The sequence below is a fragment of the Serratia sp. YWN4 genome, from assembly GCF_055790845.1.
In genome coordinates this window covers 2,790,311-2,807,144 of sequence record NZ_CM147696.1, presented here as the reverse complement: position 1 = coordinate 2,807,144, position 16,834 = coordinate 2,790,311, and the positions used below count along the sequence as shown (strand labels likewise).

Annotated in this window: 17 protein-coding genes and 1 pseudogene; 12 read left to right on the top strand and 6 right to left on the bottom strand. The window is 54.0% G+C overall.

The features are described from left to right. Positions 1–31 precede the first annotated feature (31 nt). The gene (locus tag ACX9GT_RS13345) at positions 32–1,009 is read left to right on the top strand and encodes an RCC1 domain-containing protein (RefSeq protein WP_473187250.1); all 978 of its coding nucleotides are present in this window, start codon (positions 32–34) and stop codon (positions 1,007–1,009) included. Positions 1,010–1,192: 183 nt separating this feature from the next. Here ACX9GT_RS13345 and ACX9GT_RS13340 read toward each other — a convergent pair whose 3' ends face one another. Then, complete coding sequence (locus ACX9GT_RS13340) at positions 1,193–1,969, bottom strand: NAD(P)H-dependent oxidoreductase (RefSeq protein ID WP_473187249.1); 777 nt, start codon at positions 1,967–1,969, stop codon at positions 1,193–1,195. A gap of 91 nt (positions 1,970–2,060) precedes the next feature. Between ACX9GT_RS13340 and ACX9GT_RS13335 the strand changes: the two are divergent. Next, positions 2,061–2,953 (top strand): annotated as a pseudogene (locus tag ACX9GT_RS13335) (LysR family transcriptional regulator). A gap of 3 nt (positions 2,954–2,956) precedes the next feature. Here ACX9GT_RS13335 and pspF read toward each other — a convergent pair. Continuing rightward, positions 2,957–3,961 (bottom strand): phage shock protein operon transcriptional activator, encoded by a 1,005-nt coding sequence (gene pspF / locus ACX9GT_RS13330; RefSeq protein WP_473187248.1) that lies wholly within the window; start codon positions 3,959–3,961, stop codon positions 2,957–2,959. Between the two features lie 186 nt (positions 3,962–4,147). On the opposite strand from pspF, the gene pspA reads away from it, so the two are divergent. The 6 genes from pspA to tyrR all read left to right on the top strand — a co-directional run bounded on the left by pspA (position 4,148) and on the right by tyrR (position 9,833). Then, positions 4,148–4,813 (top strand): phage shock protein PspA, encoded by a 666-nt coding sequence (pspA, locus tag ACX9GT_RS13325; protein WP_459402633.1) that lies wholly within the window; start codon positions 4,148–4,150, stop codon positions 4,811–4,813. Between the two features lie 57 nt (positions 4,814–4,870). Continuing rightward, on the top strand, positions 4,871–5,098 hold the full coding sequence (gene pspB, locus ACX9GT_RS13320; RefSeq protein WP_044551554.1) for an envelope stress response membrane protein PspB: 228 nt from the start codon (positions 4,871–4,873) through the stop codon (positions 5,096–5,098). Further along, positions 5,098–5,457 (top strand): envelope stress response membrane protein PspC, encoded by a 360-nt coding sequence (pspC, locus tag ACX9GT_RS13315; protein WP_473187247.1) that lies wholly within the window; start codon positions 5,098–5,100, stop codon positions 5,455–5,457. Before pspB ends, pspC begins: the two co-directional genes overlap by 1 nt. Before the next feature lie 33 nt (positions 5,458–5,490). Beyond that, complete coding sequence (locus tag ACX9GT_RS13310; RefSeq protein WP_473187246.1) at positions 5,491–6,888, top strand: YcjX family GTP-binding protein; 1,398 nt, start codon at positions 5,491–5,493, stop codon at positions 6,886–6,888. Then, positions 6,885–7,946, top strand: coding sequence for a TIGR01620 family protein (locus tag ACX9GT_RS13305; protein WP_473187245.1), 1,062 nt, complete (start codon positions 6,885–6,887; stop codon positions 7,944–7,946). Before ACX9GT_RS13310 ends, ACX9GT_RS13305 begins: the two co-directional genes overlap by 4 nt. Before the next feature lie 315 nt (positions 7,947–8,261). Then, positions 8,262–9,833: a transcriptional regulator TyrR gene (gene tyrR, locus ACX9GT_RS13300; RefSeq protein WP_473187244.1), complete on the top strand. Its 1,572-nt coding sequence runs from the start codon at positions 8,262–8,264 to the stop codon at positions 9,831–9,833. 100 nt (positions 9,834–9,933) lie between these two features. Here tyrR and ACX9GT_RS13295 read toward each other — a convergent pair whose 3' ends face one another. The 3 genes from ACX9GT_RS13295 to tpx form a co-directional block, all read right to left on the bottom strand. Further along, the gene (locus ACX9GT_RS13295; RefSeq protein ID WP_473187243.1) at positions 9,934–10,230 is read right to left on the bottom strand and encodes a type II toxin-antitoxin system RelE/ParE family toxin; all 297 of its coding nucleotides are present in this window, start codon (positions 10,228–10,230) and stop codon (positions 9,934–9,936) included. Further along, positions 10,217–10,483 (bottom strand): type II toxin-antitoxin system ParD family antitoxin, encoded by a 267-nt coding sequence (locus tag ACX9GT_RS13290; RefSeq protein ID WP_473187242.1) that lies wholly within the window; start codon positions 10,481–10,483, stop codon positions 10,217–10,219. Before ACX9GT_RS13290 ends, ACX9GT_RS13295 begins: the two co-directional genes overlap by 14 nt. Before the next feature lie 215 nt (positions 10,484–10,698). Beyond that, the gene (gene tpx, locus ACX9GT_RS13285) at positions 10,699–11,199 is read right to left on the bottom strand and encodes a thiol peroxidase (RefSeq protein WP_473187241.1); all 501 of its coding nucleotides are present in this window, start codon (positions 11,197–11,199) and stop codon (positions 10,699–10,701) included. Between the two features lie 187 nt (positions 11,200–11,386). On the opposite strand from tpx, the gene ycjG reads away from it, so the two are divergent. Beyond that, a complete protein-coding gene (gene ycjG, locus ACX9GT_RS13280) occupies positions 11,387–12,352 on the top strand; it encodes an L-Ala-D/L-Glu epimerase (RefSeq protein WP_473187240.1) in 966 nt (321 codons plus the stop codon). Between the two features lie 18 nt (positions 12,353–12,370). Here the strand turns inward: ycjG and mpaA are convergent, their stop codons facing one another. After that, on the bottom strand, positions 12,371–13,078 hold the full coding sequence (gene mpaA, locus ACX9GT_RS13275; protein WP_473187239.1) for a murein tripeptide amidase MpaA: 708 nt from the start codon (positions 13,076–13,078) through the stop codon (positions 12,371–12,373). 195 nt (positions 13,079–13,273) lie between these two features. Here mpaA and ACX9GT_RS13270 point away from each other — a divergent pair, with 195 nt between their 5' ends. From ACX9GT_RS13270 to zntB, 3 genes are all read left to right on the top strand, one after another. After that, positions 13,274–13,624: a hypothetical protein gene (locus tag ACX9GT_RS13270; protein WP_473187238.1), complete on the top strand. Its 351-nt coding sequence runs from the start codon at positions 13,274–13,276 to the stop codon at positions 13,622–13,624. Positions 13,625–13,786: 162 nt separating this feature from the next. Beyond that, a complete protein-coding gene (locus tag ACX9GT_RS13265) occupies positions 13,787–15,421 on the top strand; it encodes a peptide ABC transporter substrate-binding protein (RefSeq protein ID WP_473187237.1) in 1,635 nt (544 codons plus the stop codon). Between the two features lie 156 nt (positions 15,422–15,577). Further along, complete coding sequence (gene zntB / locus ACX9GT_RS13260) at positions 15,578–16,561, top strand: zinc transporter ZntB (protein ID WP_473187236.1); 984 nt, start codon at positions 15,578–15,580, stop codon at positions 16,559–16,561. Positions 16,562–16,834: the final 273 nt, after the last annotated feature.

The following is a 16,834-nucleotide window of genomic DNA, read 5'->3' as shown; positions in this document are numbered from 1 at the left end:
ACGTTTTTTATTCATACAAGGAAGCATAAAAATGATCTCTCATTACACGCCGACCAAAAGCATTTTCAAGGCATTAGGTGCCGCAGTACTCCTGCTCTCTGTTCCATTAGCCGCTTCTGCGGATCAAGTGACCGGCTGGGGGAGAAGCACCGCTGGTCAAATCAGCGTTCCAGCGTCGTTAAATAATCAACAGATCTTTGCTCTGGCTGCGGGAAGAGAGCACTCCATGGCGCTGACCAGTGCCGGTAAGGTAGTGGCCTGGGGGTTAGGTTCATCAGGGCAACTGGTGATCCCAACTGCACTCAATAATCAGGTAGTGAAGGCGATTGCCGCAGGTTTTCCACTTGGTATCACTCCTCCTGGCGGCGAACACTCAATGGCACTGACCACGACAGGTAAGGTGTTTGCTTGGGGGCTCGGTACTTCAGGCCAAACCTCTGTGCCAGCCTCACTGGATAGTCAGTTTGTCAGCGCCATTGCGGCAGGGAGCCAGCACTCGATGGCACTGACCACGGCAGGTAAGGTATTTGCATGGGGACTCGGTACTGCAGGCCAAACCTCTGTACCAGCCTCACTCAGTACCCAGATCGTCACCGCTATTGCGGCAGGGGGCGAACACTCAATGGCTCTGACCAGTGCCGGTAAGGTGGTAGCCTGGGGGCGCAGCACCGCCGGTCAAATTGCGGTTCCAACCTCGCTGAACAGTCAGGTTGTTACAGCCATTGCGGCAGGGGGCGAACATTCGTTGGCACTGACCCAAGCAGGCAAAGTGGTAGCCTGGGGGCGCAGCACCGCTGGCCAAATTACGGTTCCAGCCTCGCTGAATAATCAGGTTGTTATCGCCATTGCGGCAGGGTGCGAACATTCCTTGGCATTGACCCAAACGGGCCAGGTGGTGGCCTGGGGGCGTAGCACCTCAGGTCAAATCACGGTTCCAGCTTCACTGAATAGCCGCAAGGTCACCGGTATTGCCGCAGGGTGCGAACACTCTTTAGCACGATCAAACTGAACCGCTGCGGGTTTCCTTAAGACTGCTGCCATGCTGTTTATTAGGGGGAGCGTGCCGAAGGGGTCGTAACGGCGTAAGCCGTCGGAGCGCCCCTCGGTGCGCTAGACCCGTGTATCTCGGGCTAGAAGGCGACTTTGTCATCAACCTCAGCGATCGTTACCGATCGCTGTTTTCAGCAGGAGATTATTTCAGATGGGCGGCAAAACCGTAACGACCCGGGGCGATATCGGCGCGCAATGTGAGTTGTGGAATGTCGTAATCCCCGGCATTTTGTTGACGAAAGGCGATCGGCGTTGTCTGTGCCAGATTGTCCAACCGTTGCCCCAGTTCTGCACACAGGTTTGAGAACCGGGTTTCGTCCATATGATCGGTGCGATACATGACGAGCGGTGGCAATACGTCAAAACCCGGGTAATAGAGAATGCCATGGTGGATCGGGAACAAGATATCCTCTATCGGGCCATTGATCCCGCGTGGGCTGTAATGAGGTTCCCACCCGCCGGTAGTCACTATCAGCATTGCCCGTTTCCCCGCCATTGAACCTTCACCGTAGCGATCGCCCCAGTGCGTATCAGAATGCTCGCCCACACCATAGGCAAAACCATAGGCATACACGCGTTCTACCCAACCTTTGAGGATGGCTGGCATCGAGAACCACCACAGTGGGAACTGTAAAATGACGGTATCCGCCCAGCGCAGTTTTTCCTGCTCGCGGGCAATATCTTCGCTCTGCGTGCTGTTTTCAAAGGCCAACCGGGAATCCTTCGAGGGATTAAACCGGGCATCTGTCTGCCGATCAGTGCGGTCATCACCATCCAGTGAGGCTTTCCATTTCATGGCATACAGGTCAGATACCTGTACTTGATGCCCCGCATCCTCCAAATGTTTGACCGTAAAATTCTTAAGCGAGCCATTGAGCGATTTGGCTTCGGGGTGAGCATAGACAAGAAGAATATTCATGATTGAGTTGTTCCATTGCTGAAAAGAGAGGAACAGGGTAGTTTGCCATCAGGTATAGTTAAAATTGATTTCTATAATTACAGGTATTGTTATGAGTAATTTCGGCAAGTTGGATCTCAATCTGCTGGTGACGCTCGATGTCTTACTGGCGGAACATAATGTGACTCGTACCGCAGAGCGACTCTGCCTGTCTCAACCTTCCGTCAGTATTCATTTAGCCAAGTTGCGAGAGTTTTTTGCCGATCCTCTGTTGTTACCGGGGCCAAGAGGCATGCGGCCAACGGCCAGGGCAGAAGCATTGCGTGAACCTTTGCGGCAGGCGCTGGAAGTGCTGGAACTGGCGGTTGCACCCGCCAGCCCGTTTGATCCTGCTACGGCCAGCCTCACCTGGCGTGTGGCAGCTGCTGATTACGCGGAATCTACCATCTTGCTGCCAGCCTTGGCCGGATTACGCCGTTTGGCACCGGGGAGCCGGTTAGCCGTATTTGAGTTGGCCCCTACGCGGATTGCCAAGCAGGCAGAACTGGGGAAATCGATCTGGTTTTCCACACGCGTGATTGTTCACCACCCGGTATGCGCCAGCGGATCCTGTTCAACGAACGCTATGTGCTGGTTGGCCGCAAGGGACATCCGCAGTTAAAAAATCCACCAACGCTGGCGCAATTCAGCCAACTGGAGCATGTGGTGGTATCGCCGAACGGCGGTGGGTTCAGCGGCATCACCGATCAGGCGTTGGAACAGACAGGGCTTTCGCGCCGGGTTGTGCTTTCCGTGCCGCACTTTCTCTTCGTGATGTCCGTGTTGGTGAAAACGGACCTGGTGGCCATGCTGCCAGAACGATTGGTACGTGATAGCACAGCGTTGCAGATCGCCGAACCACCGGTGGAAGTGCCGGGCTATGAGATGGCGATGCTGTGGGATGAACGTTCCCAGCGCGATCCTGCTCACCAGTGGTTGCGGGAACACATGGTTCAATCGCTGTAAAACCTATTCGCCCTCTGGCTCACCGTTTTGCAGCAAGGCGTGTTTTTTCAGCATGCCGCGCAACTGATGGTAGGTTAGCCCCAGCAGATCTGCCGCTTTGCGCTGGTTGAAACGACCCTGTTGCAGTGCCATTGCCAGCAAATCTTTTTCCTGCTGATGCTGCCAGGCTTTCAAATCCAGCGGTAGCATGGGCAGGCCGCTAGCCTGTTGTGGCGTGATATCTACCGATACTGAACGTTGGGAAAACGGGTTAATAATAATTTCATCCAGCTCACTGCCGCTTGAACCGTGGCGATACACCGAACGTTCCACCACATTCTTCAGTTCACGCACGTTACCCGGCCAGTTGTAACCGAGCAGAGTGGCCTGCGCATGTTGGCTGAAGCCGGGGAACAGCGGCAAGGACAGTTCACGGCACATCTGAATGGCAAAGTGTTCGGCCAGTAGCATGATGTCCTGCTGGCGTTGGCGCAGTGGTGGCAACTGCACGACATCGAAAGCCAGGCGATCCAGCAAGTCGGCGCGGAACTTACCGGCGGCGGCGAGCGCTGGCAGATCGTCATTGGTGGCGCACACCAAACGCACATCCACCCGCAGCGGCTGGCTGCCGCCGACGCGCTCCAGGTGACCATATTCAATCACCCGCAGCAGTTTTTCCTGCACCAGCATTGGCGCGGTAGCCAGTTCATCCAAAAATAACGTGCCGCCGTCGGCGCGTTCAAAGCGGCCAAGATGGCGCTTCTGCGCGCCGGTAAAGGCACCCGCTTCGTGGCCGAACAGTTCCGAATCCAGCAGGTTTTCGTTCAGCGCCGCGCAGTTGAGTGAAATAAACGGCCCCTGCCAACGGTTAGAAAGATAGTGCAAACGGTGGGCGATCAGTTCTTTACCGGTGCCGCGCTCACCAATCACCATCACCGGTTTGTTCAGCTTCGCCAGTTGCGAGACTTGCTCCAGCACTTCAACAAAGGAGTTTGCTTCGCCCAGCAGGTTTTCTAACGGTTCGCTCATGATGAAATTCGCCAATGTTTGGTGAAAATACTCACTCTACAGCAAGCATGGAGAGTGTCAAAAATAAATATTCCTTTATTTTCAATAAAATAAAAGTTGGCACGGGTTTTGATAAGGTATTAGGACGAACAGTATGATTCAACGCGGCGCTTCAGACGCCGACCTATAACCAAGAGGAAGTGAATTATGGGTATTTTTTCTCGTTTTGCCGACATCGTGAATGCCAACATCAACACTCTGCTGGATAAAGCAGAAGATCCGCAAAAACTGGTGCGTTTGATGATCCAGGAAATGGAAGACACCCTGGTGGAAGTGCGCTCCACCTCGGCGCGGGCGCTGGCGGAGAAAAAGCAGCTGCTGCGCCGTATTGAGCAGGGTGAAAACCAGCTCAACGACTGGCAGGATAAAGCCGAACTGGCCCTGCGCAAAGATAAAGAAGATCTGGCGCGCGCTGCGCTGATCGAAAAGCAGAAAGTGGCCGATCTGATCGCCACACTGCGCCATGAGGCCGCCACGGTGGAAGAAACGCTGGCCCGCATGAAAAGCGAAATTGGCGAACTGGAAAACAAACTGACCGAAACGCGGGCACGCCAGCAGGCATTAACCCTGCGCCATCAGGCAGCCTCTTCTTCACGCGATGTGCGCCGCCAGTTAGACAGCGGTAAACTGGATGAAGCCATGGCGCGTTTTGAGCAGTTCGAACGCCGGATTGACCACATGGAAGCCGAAGCGGAAAGTATCGGCATCGGTAAAAAGAAAAGCCTGGAGCAGGAATTTGCCGAACTGAAGGTGGATGATGCCATCAGCGAGCAACTGGCGGCCCTGAAGGCCAAAATGAATCGCTCAGAGTAATGTTTCAGCGGCCACTTTTATGTGGCCGCCTACCAAAACCAATAAGAAGGAATCGAAATGAGTGCTCTATTACTTGCCATCCCGTTGACAATTTTTGTGTTGTTTGTCGCACCGATTTGGCTTTGGCTGCATTACAGCAACCGGCAACAGAGCGGCATTCAGCTGAGCCATCAGGAGATGCAACGGCTTGCACAGTTGGCGGAAGATGCCAAGCGCATGCGTGAACGCATTCAGGCGCTGGAAGAGATCCTTGATGCCGAACACCCAAATTGGAGACAGTCTTAATGGCGAATACTCTGGGCAGTAAAAAGCTTTATCGCGTCCCTGAAGAAGGCATGCTGAAGGGCGTTTGTGCCGGTTTGGCCCACTATTTTGACGTTCCGGTGCGGTTAATTCGGGTGATGGTCGTGTTGTCGATGTTTTTCGGGCTGTTTTTCTTCACTATAGTGGCCTACATCGTGCTGACCTTTATGCTGGACGAAGTGCCCGCCAGCCGCTACGAAAATGAACACCCGCAAACTCCGCGCCAGCTGTTGGATCATCTGGAGTACGAACTGGGCAGCGGTGAGCAGCAGTTACGCCAGGTCGAACGCTATGTCACGTCCGATACCTTCGGGGTGCAGAGCCGTTTCCGTAAGCTGTAACCTGTCAGGCCAGGGCATTTGCCAAGGAGAACAATGAAACGACTACAAAATGAATTAACCTCGCTGGTCAACCGCGGCATGGATCGCCATTTGCGGTTGGCGGTGACCGGCCTGAGCCGCAGCGGCAAAACGGCGTTTATCACCGCTTTCGTTAATCAGTTGCTTCATGTTCACAGCGGCGCACGTATGCCGCTGTTTTCAGCGGTGCGGGAAGAGCGCTTGCTGGGCGTAAAGCGCATTCCGCAGCGCGATCTCGGTATCTCGCGTTTTACCTATGACGAAGGGTTGGCACAGCTTTATGGCACTCCGCCGAGTTGGCCAACGCCGACGCGCGGCGTCAGCGAGATCCGTCTGGCGCTGCGTTACCGCTCCAATGATTCGCTGCTGCGTCATTTCAAAGAAACATCCACGCTGTATCTGGAAATTGTCGACTATCCCGGCGAATGGCTGCTCGATTTACCGATGCTGGAACAGGATTATCTGGCCTGGTCGCGCCAGATGGTCGGGCTATTGCAAGGGCAGCGCGCCGAATGGGCTAAGCCTTGGCTGGCGCTGTGCGACGATCTCGATCCGCTGGCCGTGGCCGATGAAAACCAACTGGCCGCAGTTGCGCAGGCTTATACCGATTATCTGCTGCGCTGCAAAGCAGAAGGGCTGCACTTTATCCAGCCGGGCCGCTTTGTGCTGCCGGGCGATATGGCCGGTGCTCCGGCGTTGCAGTTTTTCCCCTGGCCGAACGTTGATGCCGCCGGGGAATCGCGGCTGGCGCAGGCGGATAAGCACAGCAACTTCGGCATGCTGCGTGCGCGCTTTAACTACTATTGCCAGTCGATCGTCAAAAACTTCTACAAAGAACACTTTGTCCGTTTCGATCGCCAGATTGTGCTGGTGGATTGCCTACAGCCGCTCAACAGCGGGCCGCAGGCGTTCAACGACATGCGTCTGGCGCTAACGCAACTGATGCAGAGCTTCCATTATGGTAAACGCACGCTGTTCCGCCGTTTGTTTTCGCCCACCATCGACAAACTGATGTTTGCCGCCACCAAGGCGGATCATATTACTGCCGATCAGCACGCCAATCTGGTTTCGCTGTTGCAGCAACTGGTGCAGGAAGCCTGGCAGAACGCGGCTTTTGAAGGGATCAGCATGGACTGTGTCGGGCTGGCGTCGGTGCAGGCCACCGAAAGCGGTATTGTGGATCACCATGGGCAGCGGATCCCGGCCTTAAAAGGCCATCGCCTGGATGATGATACGCCGCTGACGGTTTTCCCTGGTGAAGTGCCAGCCCGTTTGCCGGGCCCGGCGTTCTGGCAGCAGCAAGGGTTCCATTTTGATGAGTTCCGCCCACGGGCGATGAGCGTTGATAGCCCATTACCGCACATCCGCCTGGATGCGGTGATGGAGTTTTTATTGGGAGATAAATTGCGATGAGCGAGCCGTTAAAACCGCGTATCGATTTTGCCGAACCGCTGCAACCGCCACAGGAACCGGTGCTGCGTGCCGGAGTGGCGTTTGACGAATTACAGGCCGAAAAATTTTATCCTGCGGCCCCTGAATGGGAGCAGGAAGAGGAAGAAGGGCGCGCCGAAGGGATCATCAATGCGGCATTGAAACCCAAACGCAGCCTGTGGCGCAAAATGGTCAACGCCGGGCTGGTGCTGTTTGGCGTCAGCGTGGTGGCGCAGGGAATTCAGTGGCTGCATACCTCTTGGGTGCAGCAGGATTGGATCGCCCTCGGCGGTGGCGTGGCCGGTGGTTTGATTGTGTTCGCCGGTATTGGTTCGGTGGTGGGCGAATGGCGGCGGCTGTATCGCCTGCGCCAGCGTGCGGAAGAGCGCGATGAAGCGCGTGAACTGTTGCACAGCCATGGTCTGGGCAAGGGGCGTGAATTCTGCGAAAAACTGGCACGGCAGGCCGGTTTGGATCAAGGCCACCCGGCATTGCAACGCTGGCAGGCTTCGTTACATGAAACCCAAAACGATCGTGAGGTGGTGGCGCTGTATGCCAAGCTGGTGCAACCGGTGTTGGATAACCAGGCGCGGCGTGAGATCAGCCGTTCGGCGGCGGAATCGGCGTTGATGATCGCCGTCAGCCCATTGGCCTTGGTGGACATGGCGTTTATCGCCTGGCGCAATATCCGCCTGATTAACCGCATTGCGACGCTGTATGGCATTGAGTTGGGCTATTTCAGCCGCATTCGCCTATTCCGGCTGGTGTTGTTGAACATTGCCTTCGCCGGGGCGTCTGAACTGGTGCGGGAAGTGGGGATGGACTGGATGTCGCAGGATATTGCGGCGCGGCTGTCTGCCCGTGCGGCTCAGGGGATCGGTGCTGGCCTGCTGACGGCGCGCTTGGGTATCAAGGCGATGGAATTGTGCCGCCCGTTACCTTGGCTGGAAGACGACAAACCGAAACTGGGGGATTTTCGCGGCCAGTTAATCGCGCAGTTGAAAGACACCATGAAGAAAAGCGAAAATAAAGCCAAGTAACCTCAAAGACTGCGTCAGGTGGCGCAGTCTCTCTATGAGTTGTCGATAGCATGTTTGTAACCCCCGATTGACGAAAGACGATCTTCCTGCATCTGCATTATATTTCCCTGAAAAATCACCTACGGTTATGATAACTCTCTGACAATAAGCTAAAATTACGCCGAAGGTGTTATTCAGTTGCGTTTAAAATCAGCAGCGACAGCGATAAATCAGAGATCTGTCAACTTTTACTGACAGATCGCTTCTTCCGTTCGGGGTGAGAGGGTATCATCATCGTCAGTCATCCCCGCACTTGCAGAGATAAGGCCAATACTGATGCGTTTGGAAGTATTTTGCGAAGACCGTCTCGGTCTCACTCGAGAGTTACTCGATCTCCTGGTGTTGCGCAGCATCGATTTGCGCGGCATCGAAATTGATCCTATCGGCCGTATTTACCTGAATTTTTCCCAGTTGGACTTTGATACGTTTCGTGCCCTGATGGCCGAGATCCGCCGTATTAGCGGCGTCACCGACGTGCGTACCGTCAGCTTTATGCCTTCGGAGCGTGAACATCGTGCATTGCGTGCGTTGCTGGCGTCGATGCCTGAGCCGGTGTTCTCCATCGATATGAAAGGCAAAGTGGAGCTCGCCAACCCGGCAGCGCAGGCGCTGTTCAACTTCAACGAAGACAGGATCCGCAACCAGACGGTGACGCAACTGATCGGCGGCTATAACTTTGGCCGCTGGCTGGAAAGCGAGAATACCGCGCCGCACTCTGAACGGGTGGTGATCCGCAGCCAGGATTTCCTGATGGATATTACGCCGATCTATCTCGAAGATGAGAATCAGCAAAGCTCTACGGTAGGTGCGGTGGTGATGCTCAAATCTACCGCGCGCATGGGCCGTCAGTTGCAAGATCTGTCGGTGAATGACGATACCGAATTTGACCATATCGTGGCCGTCAGCCCGAAAATGCGCCATGTTTTGGAGCAGGCCCGCAAGCTGGCGATGCTGGATGCGCCGTTGCTGATTGTTGGCGATACCGGCACCGGTAAAGATATTCTGGCACGAGCCTGCCACCTGCGCAGCCCGCGCGGCAAACAACCGTTCCTGGCGCTTAATTGTGCCGCATTGCCAGATGATGTGGTGGAAAGTGAACTGTTCGGCCACGCGCCGGGCGCTTACCCGAATGCGCTGGAAGGCAAAAAAGGCTTCTTCGAGCAGGCTAACGGCGGCTCGGTATTGCTGGATGAGATCGGCGAGATGTCGCCACGCATGCAAACCAAGCTGCTGCGCTTCCTCAATGACGGCACTTTCCGCCGCGTGGGGGAAGAGCATGAGGTGCATGTGGATGTGCGGGTGATTTGTGCCACGCAGAAAAACCTGACTGAACTGGTTCAGCGCGGTGAATTTCGCGAAGACCTTTATTATCGCCTCAACGTACTGACCATCACCATTCCACCGCTGCGTGAGCGCGCGCAAGATATCATGCCGCTGACCGAACTGTTTGTGGCACGCTTTGCCGACGAGCAGGGCGTGGCGCGGCCGAAACTGGCCAACGATCTCAACAGTTTCCTCAGTAAATACGGCTGGCCGGGCAACGTGCGCCAGCTGAAAAATGCTATCTACCGCGCGTTAACGCAGACCGATGGCTATGAACTGCGCCCGCAGGACATCATTCTGCCAGAGTTTGAAGTGGAGATATCGCTGGGGGATGAAGTGTTGGACGGTTCGCTGGATGATATCAGCAAGCGCTTTGAACGTTCGGTGCTGACTCGTCTTTACCGCACTTATCCCAGCACGCGTAAATTGGCCAAGCGTTTGGGCGTTTCCCATACCGCGATCGCCAATAAACTGCGCGAGTATGGCCTGAGCAGCCGTAAGCCGGTGGATGAGGGTGAGGAGTAGCTTTATATACGTTATCTTTCAAGCTCCTAGTCACCCGCCAAGTTGGTGATTGGGAGCTTGAAATTTGTGCGATCTTTCTGTACTAAGTGACCAAGATGAATTAACGCCAGGGAAAGTGGCGTGTGGTTTCCTGAGACTGGCTGAGAATACGGATCACCGTCACAATGGATTCAGCCGGTATAAAGAAGATGACATGCTGTTCTACCGGTAATGAATAAATTTGGTCGCCCAACTCTGGCCTGAATGTACCGATGCGATGCCTCGATAAGACATCAAACAAATCTGAAAACCGGCTGATATACTCATCGGCTTTTGCTAAGCCAAATTGCTCATAGCTGTATAGCCAGATGGATTCCAAATCTTCCGTTGCTTTCGGTGTCAACTCAATCGTTTTCATGGCCAGCCCGAGCCTTTGCTTTCACGCGCTGCAGAAACGCATCCTTATTCCATGACTCTGGCGTACCGCTGTCGAGCCCTTCTGCCAGTAGATCCCGCAATGTTTGCAGACGTGACTCAGCCTGTTTTTCGCGTAATAAACGCAAAGCATCCCGCAAGACTTCACTTTGCGTCCGATAATCGCCGGAACGAACCAGTGAATCGATAAACTCACGGAGTTCGTCGCCGATATCAACCGTCATGGTACGTGCCATACTATGCTCTCTGAATGTAAGATTTGATCTTACATTCAGTGTATACCCCTAATTGTGGCGTTACCAGTGATGGGCGAAGAGAAGCGCCAGATGAATGGGAAGCAGGGGTATGGTTCGGAGTAATGCAGGGGGCATAATAAAACGCCCCTAGTTATGAAGGCCAGGGGCGTTTTGGATATCAAAAGCCAGCGGGCTTTGTCATATCTGCAAAGTGATTACAGCGCAGCGAGTGCCGCATCGTAGTCAGGCTCAGTGGTGATCTCATTCACCAGTTCGCTGTACAGCACCTGGTCTTGACCATCCAGCACCACCACGGCACGGGCAGCCAGGCCAGCCAGTGGACCTTCGGCGATTTCCACGCCATAAGCGGATTTGAATTCGCCGCCGCGCAGGGTCGATAGCATCACCACGTTATTCAGGCCTTCTGCACCGCAGAAACGAGACTGGGCGAACGGCAGATCGGCAGAAATGCACAGCACTACGGTGTTATCCATGCTGCTGGCCAGTTGGTTGAATTTGCGTACTGAAGCGGCACAGACGCCGGTATCAATACTTGGGAAAATGTTCAGAACTTTGCGTTTACCGGCAAAGCTGCTCAGCGTGACGTCTGACAGGTCTTTGGCAACCAGTGTGAAACCTTTGGCCTGCTCGCCTTGTTGTGGCAGTTTGCCTGCTACAGTGACAGGATTGCCTTGAAAATGTACGGTCTGAGTCATTGATTTATTCCTTTCAACGAAGTTTATACAAAGATATAAATCTAATTAACATTAGATTCACACCCTGCTATCAGTTTAAGTCAATGATAGCGACTTAGATATATAAAGTTTGCTAAATAGTTGTATATATTGAAATACCCCTGCGCAGTGGAATGACTTTATGCGCTTTTTTTGTTCAGGAGCCGTTATGAGAAACATGCGTTTTTACCCGGAAGCCTGGCCGCTGCATACGGCGTTTGTGATCGCCCGTGGCAGCCGTACGGAGGCCAAAGTCGTCGTGGTTGAAATTGCACAGCAAGGGGTGTGTGGCGTAGGGGAGTGCACGCCTTATCCGCGTTATGGCGAGAGCGAAGCCTCGGTTATGGAACAGTTGGCTAACGTAATGGCAGCGGTGGAGCAAGGGGCCACGCGGGAAGATTTGCAGCGGTTGATGCCTGCTGGCGCGGCGCGCAATGCCGCCGATTCGGCACTTTGGGACCTGGAGTGCCAAATGAGTGGGCAGGATCGGTGGCAGCGCAGCGGCGTTGAAGCGCCACAACGTATTGTGATGGCGCAAACCGTCAGTATCGGTACACCGGAAGCGATGGCGTTTGCGGCCAAAGAGTTGGAACAACAGGGGGCCACGCTGCTGAAAATCAAGCTCGACGATCGTTTGATCAGCGAAAGGCTGGTAGCGATCCGTGCCGCAGTGCCGGAAATAACGCTGATCGTCGATGCTAACGAATCCTGGCAGGCAGAAGGGTTGGCTGCGCGTTGCCAGTTGCTGGCCGACTTGCGGGTGGCGATGCTGGAGCAACCGCTGCCAGCGGCCGATGATAGCGCTCTGGAAAACTTCATTCATCCATTGCCGATTTGCGCCGATGAAAGTTGCCACACCAGTGCCGATCTGGCGCGGTTGGCCGGGCGCTATCAAATGGTCAATATCAAGCTGGATAAAACCGGTGGTCTGACCGAGGGGCTGAAGCTGGCCGCGCAGGCGCGGGCGCAAGGTTTCGCTATCATGCTCGGCTGTATGCTGTGTACTTCAAGAGCGATCGCCGCCGCGTTGCCGCTGGTACCCGGTGCGCGCTTTGTCGATCTCGATGGCCCTACCTGGTTGGCTAAGGATGTGGAGCCCGGTTTGGCTTTTGCATGCGGCGCAATCGATCTTTAACTGCGCCGCAGGCTTGATTCACTGCTGATACGTCAGCAATTCCACCATCGCTTCCAGATAGCTTTCGCTGGCCGCGTCAGCAGAAATCGGTGGGAGTTCGGCGGTGATGCAGGGCAAGGAGAGATCGGAGCACCAACTGCCGAATGAACCCGGCGTTTCGTAACCCACGCTGGTCACCAGCGGCAGAGTAAACTGATGCGCCAGCCAAACGCCCAGTTTGGTGCTTTCTGGATCTTCAATACAGGCCAGCGGCTCATGGAATGACACTACCCAACGCGGTTTCAGGCTGTGGATAAGGCGACATAGCGCCTGTGTTTCCGGTTCGGAACCCGGCCTGCCGCCGGTGGAAAGACGCACATCGCGTGCTTGTGCGGCGCTGTTCCAGCGGTAAACCGTGTCGCCAGAGCGCCAGTTGGCAGCCGGGAAATTGCGATTGAGATCGACACCGTTGGCATTGGAACGCAGCCCGAGTTGGCAACCATCTGGATTGACCGATAAAATCACGTGGTGGCGCAATTGAGAAGGCGCGATGCTGCGTAATGCGCACGACAGCGTCACAACCGCCGCAGTTTCATCACCGTGGGTGCCAGCAATCACCAGCCCGGTTTCCGGGCCACGGTGTGCTGCCGGGAAGTAGAGCAGCGGGGCGCCTAACAACGACTTACCGTAACTTTCACCGGCAATGGCCAGTTGACCACGCTCACTGCGCGGTTTGTGTTGGATCATGGTGTAGTCCCTTCATGCCAAGGTATTCCTTCGTACCGGAGATTGCAGAGGTGCATTCCTGCAACATCGAGTAAGACGTGATTGCTAATTTATTCAGTGTATTACGTTTTAACTTATCTTTCCCAGTGTCTATGCGAATAAAACCCCGGCAGTTGTTATACTATCGGCAGAAGTTAATCATAAAGAGGATTTAACATGCCAGTTGCCAGAATAGTTGCTCGCTATAGCGAAAACGCCAAGGATACCATCACGCTGCTGTGCGGCGTGGATGCGGAAAACCAGATCCGTCAGGGTGAGTGGTTTGGTGTGGTGAAAAACGACGACGGGCGTGGGGATGAATCCAACTATCCGTTTACCCTGCACGTCGATCATCAGAAAGATGAGTTCTACCTCGACTATGGTTATGACGATGTTGACTCGCGTCAGTTACAGAAAACCGACATTCAGCTCAATCCACTGGTGGAAAAGAGTTATTTCACCATTTTTGACGAAGAAGAGGGTGAAGAGTTCAGCTATCAGATCGTGAGTATTCATCTTTACGATTAATCCTCGCTAATGAATCACGCCCGTATTGCGCCTGCCGTAATACGGGCGTTTTTTTACCGTCTGACGCCCAGTTTTTGTCATCTTGTCTGTGCTGGATTAGGGAGGAAGCGTATCTTGTGCTATATGATAGATAATTCATATGGTTAACTGGGGTAGATCAAGATGGCGATAAGCAAAATTCAACAGAGTTTTCGGTTGGCGCTTTGTGCAGTGGCAATCGGCGCAGGGTTCAGCGGTGCAATAGCGGCTCAGGTTCCCCCAGGCACCGCTCTTGCGGAGAAACAGGAGATTGTGCGCCATATCAAAGATGAACCGGCTTCTCTGGATCCGATTAAAGCGGTAGGGTTGCCGGAAGCCCAGGTGGCGCGCGATCTGTTTGAAGGGCTGGTGAATCAAGGGGCCGATGGCAAAGTGATCCCCGGTGTTGCGAGCCGTTGGCAGACTTCCGATAACCAAATTTATCTGTTTACGCTGCGCAAAGATGCGCGTTGGTCAAATGGTGACCCTGTCACGGCTAAAGACTTCGTTTATAGCTGGCAGCGGTTGGTTGATCCGAAAAACCTATCGCCATTTGCCTGGTTTGCCCAGTTAGCCGGGATCCAAAATGCGGATGAAATCATTGCGGGTAAATTGCCTGTCGATAAGCTGGGCGTAACGGCGGTAGATGCCCATACGCTGAAAGTACAACTGAATAAGCCGGTGCCCTATTTTGTCAGTTTGACCGCCAACTTCAGCCTGTTCCCGGTGCCGCAAGCCACCGTTGAGAAATGGGGTAACGATTGGACCAAAGTGGGTAATCTGGTCGGTAACGGCGCATTCAAGCTGCAAGATCGGGTGGTTAACGAGAAGCTGGTTTTGGTGCCGAACGAACATTATTGGGATCATGCCCATACCATGCTGACCAAAGTCACCTTTGTGCCGATTAATCAGGAATCCAACGCCACCAAGCGTTATCTGGCGGGGGATATCGACATCACCGAATCCTTCCCGAAAAACATGTATCAGAAGCTGCTGAAGGATATTCCGGATCAGGTGTATACCCCGGATCAGCTCGGCACCTATTATTACGCTTTTAATACCCAACGCGCGCCAACTAACGACGTGCGGGTACGCAAGGCGCTGTCGTATGCCATCGATCGCAAGATTATTGCCGAAAAAGTGTTAGGCACCGGCGAAAAACCGGCTTATCACTTCACGCCGGATGTGACCGCTGGCTTCCAGCCAGAAACCAGTCTGTTGCAGCAGCAGTCACAGGAAGAACTGGATGCGCAAGCCAAAGCGCTGATGCAGGCCGCAGGCTATGGCCCGAATAAGCCACTGACGTTGACATTGCTGTATAACACCTCGGAAAGCCATCAGAAGATCGCCATTGCTGTGGCGTCGATGTGGAAGAAAAAGCTGGGGGTGGATGTCAAACTGCAAAATCAGGAATGGAAAACCTATATTGATAGCCGCAATACCGGTAATTTCGATGTGGTGCGTGCTTCCTGGGTTGGGGATTACAACGAAGCGTCAACCTTCCTCTCGTTGCTGACGTCTGCGCACAGTGGCAACATCGCCAAATTTAACAGCCCGGAGTACGATAACCTGTTGATCGAAGCCAGCCGCGAGACAAATCCAGCGGCGCTGACTGACGATTACAATAAGGCCGAACAGATGATTGCAGCGCAGGCACCGATTGCGCCCATTTATCAGTACACTAATGGACGTTTGATCAAGCCCTGGGTGAAAGGTTACCCGATCGCTAACCCGGAAGACGTGGCGTATAGCCAGGAAATGTATATTCTGAAGCACTGATTCCAGGTTCTTATTGCGTTCGAGGCCCCGCTGAAATGTGGGGCTTTTTTGTCTAAGCATAAAAAATATTGTTAAAGTTGAACCTTGAGGAACAATTGGCCTGGAAACAGACCGCGGTTAGACTTTTATTAAACAGCCAAATAGAGAGGGTATTGAATGGATGTCATTGAGGGGCGCGATCTGCAAGTGCCCGACGCGGTGTACGCGTATCAACTCGACGGCAAAGGCGGAACGACGCCGATTGACTATGAAGATAAAGTCACCCGTGATGAACCTTGCTGGCTGCATCTCGATTATGCCCATACGGCAAGTGCTGCATGGTTGGCGACAACGCCGCTGTTGCCAGATGCGGTGAGGGAGGCACTTTCTGGCGAAAGCACACGTCCGCGCGTCAGTCGTTTAGGTGACGGCACCATGATCACGCTGCGTGGGATCAATTTTAATGCTGACTCAAGGCCGGATCAGTTGGTCACGTTCCGCGTGTATATGACCGATAAGCTGATTATCTCTACCCGGCACCGCAAAGTGTACTCCATCGATGCCGTGGTCAACGAACTGCAAAACGGTTCTGGGCCGACCAACAGCGGCGATTGGTTGGTGGAGATTGCCGATGCTTTGACCGATCACACCAGCGAGTTTATTGAAGACTTGCACGACAAAATTATCGATCTGGAAGACGCGTTGCTGGAGCAACAGATCCCGGAACGCGGGCAGTTGGCGTTAATGCGTAAACAACTGATTGTGCTGCGCCGCTACATGGCACCACAGCGCGATGTGTTCTCGCGTTTGGCCAGCGAGCGCCTGCCGTGGATGAGTGACGACGATCGGCGCAGAATGCAAGACATCGCCGACCGTTTGGGGCGCGGATTGGACGATCTGGATGGCAGCATTGCCCGCACGGCGATACTGTCTGATGAGATCACCACCGTGATGGCCGATGCCATGAATCGCCGCACTTACACCATGTCTCTGATGGCGATGGTATTTCTGCCCACCACGTTCCTGACCGGGCTGTTTGGTGTGAACCTGGGGGGGATCCCCGGCAGCGGCAGCCCGCTGGCTTTTGCCTCTTTTTGCTTCATGCTGGTGACACTGGTTGTCGGTGTGGCCTGGTGGTTGAAGCGCAGCCGATGGTTATGACGTAAATAACGATTATTTCAAGATACGCCCCAATAGCTTGGCAGGCGATGGGGATAAAACGCAGTTAAAGTTGAGCGATATCAATATTCACCTGCGTGAAGTGCGGCATGATCTCTCCCGCAGGTGAATGCAACGTCAAGCGATGGGCGTTGCGCTCCATAATTGTCTTACTTTCTTATTTTTAGAATTACTGCATAGCACATTTGATTCATACAATGCCGGTTTAATCACCGGCATTTTTTTCGTCTTTATTTTATCTTAGCCAGGTTTTTA

What these genes read in the sequence shown, in the direction of transcription:
- ACX9GT_RS13345 (WP_473187250.1), top strand. Translation starts at nt 32, where the DNA reads ATGATCTCTCATTACACGCCGACCAAAAGCATTTTCAAGGCATTAGGT.
- ACX9GT_RS13340 (WP_473187249.1), bottom strand. Translation starts at nt 1,969, where the DNA reads ATGAATATTCTTCTTGTCTATGCTCACCCCGAAGCCAAATCGCTCAAT.
- pspF (WP_473187248.1), bottom strand. Translation starts at nt 3,961, where the DNA reads ATGAGCGAACCGTTAGAAAACCTGCTGGGCGAAGCAAACTCCTTTGTT.
- pspA (WP_459402633.1), top strand. Translation starts at nt 4,148, where the DNA reads ATGGGTATTTTTTCTCGTTTTGCCGACATCGTGAATGCCAACATCAAC.
- pspB (WP_044551554.1), top strand. Translation starts at nt 4,871, where the DNA reads ATGAGTGCTCTATTACTTGCCATCCCGTTGACAATTTTTGTGTTGTTT.
- pspC (WP_473187247.1), top strand. Translation starts at nt 5,098, where the DNA reads ATGGCGAATACTCTGGGCAGTAAAAAGCTTTATCGCGTCCCTGAAGAA.
- ACX9GT_RS13310 (WP_473187246.1), top strand. Translation starts at nt 5,491, where the DNA reads ATGAAACGACTACAAAATGAATTAACCTCGCTGGTCAACCGCGGCATG.
- ACX9GT_RS13305 (WP_473187245.1), top strand. Translation starts at nt 6,885, where the DNA reads ATGAGCGAGCCGTTAAAACCGCGTATCGATTTTGCCGAACCGCTGCAA.
- tyrR (WP_473187244.1), top strand. Translation starts at nt 8,262, where the DNA reads ATGCGTTTGGAAGTATTTTGCGAAGACCGTCTCGGTCTCACTCGAGAG.
- ACX9GT_RS13295 (WP_473187243.1), bottom strand. Translation starts at nt 10,230, where the DNA reads ATGAAAACGATTGAGTTGACACCGAAAGCAACGGAAGATTTGGAATCC.
- ACX9GT_RS13290 (WP_473187242.1), bottom strand. Translation starts at nt 10,483, where the DNA reads ATGGCACGTACCATGACGGTTGATATCGGCGACGAACTCCGTGAGTTT.
- tpx (WP_473187241.1), bottom strand. Translation starts at nt 11,199, where the DNA reads ATGACTCAGACCGTACATTTTCAAGGCAATCCTGTCACTGTAGCAGGC.
- ycjG (WP_473187240.1), top strand. Translation starts at nt 11,387, where the DNA reads ATGAGAAACATGCGTTTTTACCCGGAAGCCTGGCCGCTGCATACGGCG.
- mpaA (WP_473187239.1), bottom strand. Translation starts at nt 13,078, where the DNA reads ATGATCCAACACAAACCGCGCAGTGAGCGTGGTCAACTGGCCATTGCC.
- ACX9GT_RS13270 (WP_473187238.1), top strand. Translation starts at nt 13,274, where the DNA reads ATGCCAGTTGCCAGAATAGTTGCTCGCTATAGCGAAAACGCCAAGGAT.
- ACX9GT_RS13265 (WP_473187237.1), top strand. Translation starts at nt 13,787, where the DNA reads ATGGCGATAAGCAAAATTCAACAGAGTTTTCGGTTGGCGCTTTGTGCA.
- zntB (WP_473187236.1), top strand. Translation starts at nt 15,578, where the DNA reads ATGGATGTCATTGAGGGGCGCGATCTGCAAGTGCCCGACGCGGTGTAC.